This is a genomic window from Roseiarcus sp. (genome assembly GCF_052145395.1).
Classification (GTDB): domain Bacteria; phylum Pseudomonadota; class Alphaproteobacteria; order Rhizobiales; family Beijerinckiaceae; genus Roseiarcus.
Window position 1 is genome coordinate 1 of the sequence record NZ_JBKQOT010000311.1, and the last position, 7,460, is coordinate 7,460.

6 protein-coding genes and 1 pseudogene are annotated in these 7,460 nt (G+C 62.5%); all 7 read right to left on the reverse strand.

The genetic code is table 11. From position 1 onward, the window contains the following. Positions 1 to 1,238 (reverse strand): annotated as a pseudogene (locus ACLP25_RS10485) (efflux RND transporter permease subunit); the annotation flags it as partial. Between the two features lie 24 nt (positions 1,239 to 1,262). Next, positions 1,263 to 1,541 carry a DUF1127 domain-containing protein gene (locus tag ACLP25_RS10490; RefSeq protein WP_442469137.1) on the reverse strand — a complete coding sequence of 93 codons (279 nt, stop codon included), beginning with the start codon at positions 1,539 to 1,541 and terminating at the stop codon, positions 1,263 to 1,265. 352 nt (positions 1,542 to 1,893) lie between these two features. Then, positions 1,894 to 3,015 (reverse strand): aldo/keto reductase, encoded by a 1,122-nt coding sequence (locus ACLP25_RS10495; protein ID WP_442469138.1) that lies wholly within the window; start codon positions 3,013 to 3,015, stop codon positions 1,894 to 1,896. Then, the gene (locus ACLP25_RS10500; protein WP_442469139.1) at positions 3,005 to 3,991 is read right to left on the reverse strand and encodes an NAD(P)-dependent oxidoreductase; all 987 of its coding nucleotides are present in this window, start codon (positions 3,989 to 3,991) and stop codon (positions 3,005 to 3,007) included. The genes ACLP25_RS10495 and ACLP25_RS10500 overlap by 11 nt, the downstream gene beginning before the upstream one ends. Positions 3,992 to 4,072: 81 nt before the next feature. Then, entirely contained in the window at positions 4,073 to 4,594 is a 522-nt protein-coding gene (locus tag ACLP25_RS10505; RefSeq protein ID WP_442469140.1) for a Dps family protein, read from the reverse strand. 395 nt (positions 4,595 to 4,989) lie between these two features. Next, positions 4,990 to 7,161, reverse strand: coding sequence for a PAS domain-containing protein (locus tag ACLP25_RS10510; protein WP_442469141.1), 2,172 nt, complete (start codon positions 7,159 to 7,161; stop codon positions 4,990 to 4,992). A gap of 78 nt (positions 7,162 to 7,239) precedes the next feature. Continuing rightward, positions 7,240 to 7,460, reverse strand: a 221-nt coding sequence (locus tag ACLP25_RS10515; RefSeq protein WP_442469142.1) for a response regulator, incomplete at its 5' end; no start/stop codon positions are given.

A 7,460-nucleotide genomic window follows, 5' to 3' on the forward strand; every position in this document is an offset into this window, starting at 1 on the left:
AGCCGGTGCGTATTCTCGATCGTCACTGTCGAATCATCGACCAGAATGCCGACCGCAAGCGCCATGCCGCCGAGAGTCATTGTGTTGAGCGTCTCGCCAAGGAAGTACAGGACCACGATCGAGGTCAGGATCGACAGCGGAATCGAAATCAAGACGATCAGGGTCGACCGCCATGAGCCGAGAAAAAATAGTATCATCAGTCCCGTGAGCCCGGCCGCGATCGCCCCCTCGCGGACCACGCTCGTGATCGACGCGGTGACGAGCTTGGACTGATCGAACAGTTCATTGATGCTGAGGCCAGGGGGCGCAGCCTCGCGGGCGACCTTCAGGACCTTGCGAACGCCATCGACGACAGCAAGCGTCGAGGCGCCGCCAATCTTGATGACGCTCAAGAGCACGGAGCGCCGGCCATTTTCGCGCACGACGTTCTGCTGCACCGCCCAACCGTCGTGCACCTGGCCGACATCCCTTATGAACACGGTCTGCCCGTTGGCGTATGTGATCGGAATGTTGTTGAGGTCGGCGATGGTCGTCGGCATCGCATTGGTGCGCACCGTGTATTGCGTGTCGCCGATCTTGGCGAGACCCGACGGCAAGGTCAGGGTCTGGGCGTTGACTGCGTTGACGACATCCGCCGGCGTAAGCCCTTTGGCCGCAAGCTTGACCGGATCGATGTCGACCATGATCTGCCGGTACTTGCCGCCGTCGGGAGTTGGGAACGTCACCCCATGAACCGGCGCGAGCTGCTGGCGCAAGTTGTAGATCCCGTAGTCATAGAGCTGCTGTTCACTGAGCCGATCGGAGCTCAAGCTGAGCTACAGGACCGGAACGCTCGACGCATTGTACGCCACCACGGTCGGCGGCTGTATCCCGGTGGGCATCAGGGCGCGGATCGAATTTGTCGCCGAGACGATCTGGGCGATGGCCAGATCGAGGTTGACGTCCGGCTGGAAATAAATCTTCTGGACCGAGGTGCCGTTGAGTGTCTGGGCCTCCATATCTTTGATACCGGTAACGTTCGAGCTGATAGAGTACTGGCTATAGGTGGTGACGCGCTGCTCCATTTCTGGCGTGCTCAAACCAGTATACTGCCAGATCACTGAGACGACGGGAATGTCGATCTCCGGGAAGATGTCCATCGGCATCACGGTAATGGCCGTGACGCCGAGAAATAGAATCAGCGCCGCGAGGACGTAGAAGGTGTACGGAAACCTCAGCGCGAAGCGAACGATACCCATGATCGGTCCTCGGGTCGCATGGCGTCACAGCGCAGCGCCGTCACTCTGCGTGCGGCTGTGTCGTGGCGGGTCGCAGCGCTTGCTCGGCTGCCGGTTCGGCGATCGTCCTTCGCGATCAGGCAGCCTTCGTCGCGGGCCGGCCTCAGCAGGCGCGACCTTGTGGCGCACGATGTTTTCGATGTCGGAGCGACGGACGCCGATATCGCACAGCTCATGATCAGAGAGCCGAGACAATTCGCGCGCCGCCGCCTGATCCCGGAGCCAGGAGTGGATTTTCTCCGACAGTATTTTGAGGGTGATCATATCGACTCCTCTTTTGGCGCCCGAGGCGCCTGCGGAGCCGCGAACCCATCGCTGCCGGCGCGAGGCGCGGGCACGGCGCGGTCGGCAAAGTTCTCCGCGAACGCTCGCTTCAGCACGGCCTCATCGCCCGTGTTCCAGAACTCGTGGAAGAGAGTGCGAGCGGTCTTCGCTCTCGCATTGTCATCGACGTGGTCGACGAAGGGCGCCGGCGCTAGATGCGTAGGTCTACTCAGCATGACTCTGCTCCTGTGAATGAAACGGAGTCGGAACTCCCAAAGCGGCCTCGAGGTCCTTCGTCCGCAGCGTTTCATGGTCGAGCATGTCGCCCTCCAACGAAGCGTTTTCGGTCACGTTAGGCGGCAAGCTCAACAGGCGGCGCCATGAACTCCGGACCCACGGCGTCGACGATCGTCTCCGAAAGAATCCGATCGATCTCGGCCATGGCGGACGAGTCGATATGCCAGCCCGTGACGCCCGCGATGGGAGCGAGTTGGTCAGGCCGTCGGGCGCCCCATAGCGCGATCGTCGAGTGCTGCCGATCGAGAATCCAGCGCAAGGCGAGATGGATGACGCGCCTTCCGTAATTTTCCTGCGCGAACCGGTCGAGCTTCTCAACCGCCCGCAGGTATTGCGCAAAACGCGGGACCTGGAACTTGGGGTCTACCTTTCGCAGGTCGTCTCCGGCGAACTGCGTCTGCGGCGTCATGCGGCCGGAGAGCAGGCCCCTGCACAATGGACCGTAGGCGAGCGTGACAATGTTGTTGTCCCGGCAATAGGGGAGGACGTCGCCTTCGATGGCGCGCTCGAACAGGTTGTACGGCGACTGAACTGTCTGCACCGGCGCAACCTTGCGAAAGGCTTCGATCTGCGCGGGGCTGAGATTGCTGACGCCGATGACCTTGATCTTGCCGGCGCGCTGCAAGTCCGCCATCGCCGCAGCGGTTTCCTCGATCGGCACTTTCGGATCCGGCCAATGCACCTGATAGATATCGATGACGTCTGTGCGCAGACGGCGCAGCGAAGCCTCGATCTCGTTCCGAATGCGCGTCTTGCTGGCGTCGCGGAACGGCTGCCCGTTCTTCCAGTCCAGACCAACCTTGGTCGCGATCAGGGCGCGCTTGCGCCGCCCGCCGTCGGCCAACGCCTTGCCCACGATCTCCTCCGAGCGGCCGAAGCCATAGGCCGGGGCCGTATCGATCAGCCTGACGCCGTGATCGAGAGCCTCGTGAATGGCGCCGATCGCCGCGGCTTCATCGGTTCCGCCCCACATCCATCCGCCGATCGCCCAGGTTCCGAGCGCAATGCGCGAAACCTTGAGCGGGTCGGAGAGATATTCCATCTCGGCGTCGTTCGGCTTGATCTCCGAGATCATGGTTTCTTGTCCTTCCTCGGTGTTACGGTCGCGGGATGTGCCGCAGCAGGTCAGGATCGACGGGCAGAGCCGCATGGCGCCTTGGCCAACCTCAATTGACATTGTGGGGATGGCTCGATTGCAGTCCGGCCTCCTCAGCGGCGATCAACCCAAGCGCGCTCCAGTCGAGACCGGCATAGCCGCGCGCGATTCCTGTGATGAGCCGGTCTCGCACCACGTCGGCCGTTGGCATGGGGGCCGCGGCGCTTTCCGCCTCGGCGAGCGCCAGGCGCACATCCTTCAGCACCAGGGGCAAGACGAATCCAGACCCGTAGGACTGCCCGACGATCTTGTCGCCGTAGATTTTATGCGCGCGTCCGCCGAACATCGTGCTCGTCATGATGTCGAGGAAACGCTTGGGATCGAGTCCGCGCTTGAGCGCCACGGCGACGACTTCTCCCAGCACCTCGAGCGTGGTCGCGGTCATCATATTCCCGAGCAGCTTGACCAGGTTGGCGTGCGCAGGATCGGCGCCGACGACGAATGTCTCTTGTCCGAAACTGTCGAACAGCGGCTGGCAGCGTTGGACATCGGCTGGAGCGCCGGCGGCGACAACGAAGAGTTGGCGCGCCCTGGCGGCATCCGGATTTCCGAACACCGGCGCTGCGACGTAGCCTTGCTCGTGGCGGAGATGCTCGGCCGCGAGTTCAGACGCTGTGGATGTGCTGATCGTGCTCATCGAAAGATGAATCGCGCCGCGCTTCAGTCCGGTGACGAGACCTTGAGCGTTGTCCCGCCCGAGGACGACGTCACGAACGGCGGCGTCGTCGGGCAGCATGCTGATCACGACCTCGCAGTCGAAAAGATCGGCGAACCTCGTTGTGGGGTCGAGACCGAGGCTTGCGAGTTTGCCCAGTTCGTCGGGGCGACGCACATAGGCGGTCACCCGACCTCCCGCGGCGATAAGGTTTGCCGCCATCGCCGTCCCCATGTGGCCAAGACCGACGAAGCCGATTTCAACCCGCAGGCGGCCATCCGAGGGCGCGGCCTTGGACGCGCCGCCGCCACGGAGATGGGAGATGGAATCGTCCTTTAACATGGGGCGTCTCCTGAGCAGGCGTCCACGGCGTGATTCACGGGCGTCCATGCCGTTGGCGCTGGAAGGGTCACGGTTCGGGCGTCAAGTCCCGGACGTTCGAGTCGCTTCGAACAGAAACCAGGTGCGCCGCTCGGCCTCGTCGATCCAAACCTCCAAGAGGCTCGCGGTCGCGACGTCGCCATGCTCGTCGCAGAGGCCATGCGTCTCGCGCATATTGGCGACCAGCTGCTTATTGTCGTCACGCAATTCGGCAAGCATATCCGACGGCGCGACAAACTCCGCGTCGTTGTCCTCGATGCGCTGCAGACGCTTGATGTGACCGATGGAGCGCAACGTCGTACCGCCGATCTTGCGAACGCGCTCGGCGATTGCATCGGTGGTCGCGAAGATCTGCTCGCCCTGCTCGTCCAGCATCAAATGGTAATCGCGAAAGTGCGGGCCCGAGACGTGCCAATGGAAATTCTTGGTCTTCACATAAAGACCAAACATGTCCGCAAGCAGGATGTTGAGCGCGCCGGTCAGGTCGCGCACGGCGTTCGATTTGAGATCCGTAGGGGTTGCGAGCGGAGCGGCGCGCAGCGCATTGGCGTCTCGTGTGGTCACTGGTAGCCTCCATCGTCTGTTTCGCCGATATCTCAGCGGACATCCGTTAGATTGCGGCGTTGGCGTCGCCGGTTCGGCGACACGGCTCGGTTTAAGACAATCCGCGCAAGCCGCGCTATTCCGCCTAGGTTGCCGCGGGCGGCACATTCGTTTTATTTGTATCAAACCAAAGAATACGGTCGGGTCTGACGACGCCGCCCGGGCGGCCACGGGCGGCCAAATTTGCCGCGCGGGTTTCCTTGGAGATTGCGACGAAGACGAGGTTCGCCGCGCCCGCTTATCGGCGCTGCTGGAAGCTCATCGACGAGGGGGCTGAGGAGAACTCGTCGGCGCGCCTGCGTCGCAACGCTTTTTAGAAGGGTCGCCGACGGCTCAATCGCAGAAGGAGCCGTGGGTCACGCTGCGTCGTCGGCGGCGCTGTTTGCCTCTCCGGCCGCCGTCGGCAAGGTGAACTGGAATATGGCGCCATTCGGCCGATTCGGGGTCGCCCACAATCGCCCGCCATGCGCTTCGATGATTGAACGACAGATCGACAATCCCATCCCCATCCCCTCTGGCTTGGTGGTGAAGAAGGCCTCGAAGAGCCGGTCCGCTTGCGCCGAGCTGAGCCCGGGTCCCGAATCCTCAACGGCGACGAGCACATGACCAGATTCCTCATTTGTGGATCTGATCTCCAGCCGCCGCTGCCCGCGCTTGGAATCTGCCATCGCCTCGATTCCGTTCATGATCAAATTCAGCACGACCTGCTGAAGTTGGACCCGATCGCCAAAGACGGAATCGAGATTGCGCAGCGAGGTTTCGACCTGGACGCCATGGCGGCGGAACTCGGCACCCATGAGGACAATCACCTCCCGGATCACCTCGTTGATATCGAGTGAGACCATCTCACGCGTCGACTTCCGCGTTAGAGAGCGGACGCTCTTGATGATGTCGCTGGCGCGGTGGCCGTTTCTAACGATGCGTGTCGCGGCCTTCCGCGCTTCCTCGAGGTCGGGGCGGTCCGCTTCAAGCCAGAGCAGGCAGGCGTCCGCATTGGTGATGATCGCGGCGAGCGGTTGGTTGATCTCGTGCGCGATCGATGCGGTGAGCTGGCCCATCGTACTCAGGCGCGACGCCCGTTCGAGATCGGCCCGTGCGCTCCGCAGGGCTTCCTCTCCAAGCCGGCGCTCGGTGACGTCCATGACCGCGCCGATGAATTCAGTGTCGTTGGCGCTGTCGGCGGCTGCGCGGCCCAGGCTGTGCACATGCTTTATCGCGCCGTCCGGCGTGACGATGCGAAAATCGCATTGGAAGTTGCTGCCGTCTCGAACAGCCTTCTCCAACATCTCTTCGAAGGCGGCGCGATCCTCAGGATGAATCCGGTCCATGAACACCCCATAGGACGGCGTCGTCGCGTCGGGATCCAATCCGAAAATGCGAAAATGCTCGGCCGACCACGACAGCCTCCCGGTGGTGACGTTCCAGGTCCAGCTTCCCGTTCGGCTGATTCTTTGGCCTTCGGCCAAAAACGCCTCGCTGCGGCGCAGCTGCTCTTCCGCGCGCCGGCGTTCCGCGTTTTCGCGCTCCAGCGCCATCCTGGCGAGATACTGTTCGGTCACGTCGACGAGCGTACCCACGTACTCGACGACCTCGCCGTCCTTGTCGACGACGGGATGTCCGACGCTATGATGATAGCGTACGCTCCCGTCTGGCAGCGGAAATCGCCATTCGACATCGAAGTCCTTCTTTTCCCGGATCGCGGCGTCAAGAATCTCGATGAATTTGGCGCGATCTTCCGGAAGAACCTGCTGAAGGGCCTTCTCGAAGGCGTGAGAGTCCTCAACCGGATCCAGGCCAAATATTCGGTACTGCTCCGGAGACCAATAGATGGTCTCACGGCTCGCGACATTCCAAGCCCAGCTTCCCGTGTGCGTCAGCCTTTGTCCTTCCTCGAGATAAGCTTCGATACGGCGCAATTCCGCCTCAACCCGTGCGCGCTCGGCCCAGGTCCGGATCGCCATCACGCCATAGGCGAGGTCGTTGGCGAGTTCGGTGAAATGCGAACGCGTCTGCTCGTCGAAAGCGTGCGGTCGGTCGGCGTAGAGGGTGAGGGCGCCGAACGCGGTCCCTCCGGATTTCAGCGGGAGCGCAAGCAAGGACGCATACCCGCGCCTGAGCGCCTCATCCCGCCAGTGCCGGAAGCGCGGGTCGGTCGCGATATCATCTGTCGAACAGGGCTCGCTGGTTTGAATGGCGATGGCCGTGGGCCCATGCGCTGTGGGGGCGTCGGCCGAACCAACATCGATGCGGTCGAGATATCCATCGTCGAATCCCGCGTGCGCGATCCGCCTCCAAGGTGCGTTCGCTTCTCGATACCCGACCCAGGCCATCCGCATGCCGCCATCCTCGACCAGGATTCGGCAGATGGCCTCCACCAGTTGGATCTCCTCTGTGGCGCGAACGAGCGCTTCGTTGCAGCGATTGACGGTTCGCAGGGTGCGGTTCGCCGCCCTCAGCTGTTCCTCGACACGCACGCGCTCCGCGATTTCAGCGAGCAGCCGTTCTTTCGTGAACTCATGGACCTTCAAGGGGACGTCTCCTTGTGAAGAGATCCGGCCGCCGGTCCCGTCGGCCTCTAGCTCTAAGCTGCTGACGGCCGGCGAACTTCAGTGTGGCTGCGCCGCGAGAGCCTGGCGCACCAACTCCAGCATGCTCCTCCCGCCAAATGGCTTTTCGAGACAGGCGAGCGCGCCTCCGGCTTCCGCGCGACTTCGAATGGCTTGCGCCGGAAATGCGGTGATGAAAATGATGGGAACGCGGATTCCTTGCGCGATCAGGCGATCCTGAAGATCCAGGCCGCTCATACCCGGCATCTGCACGTCGGTTA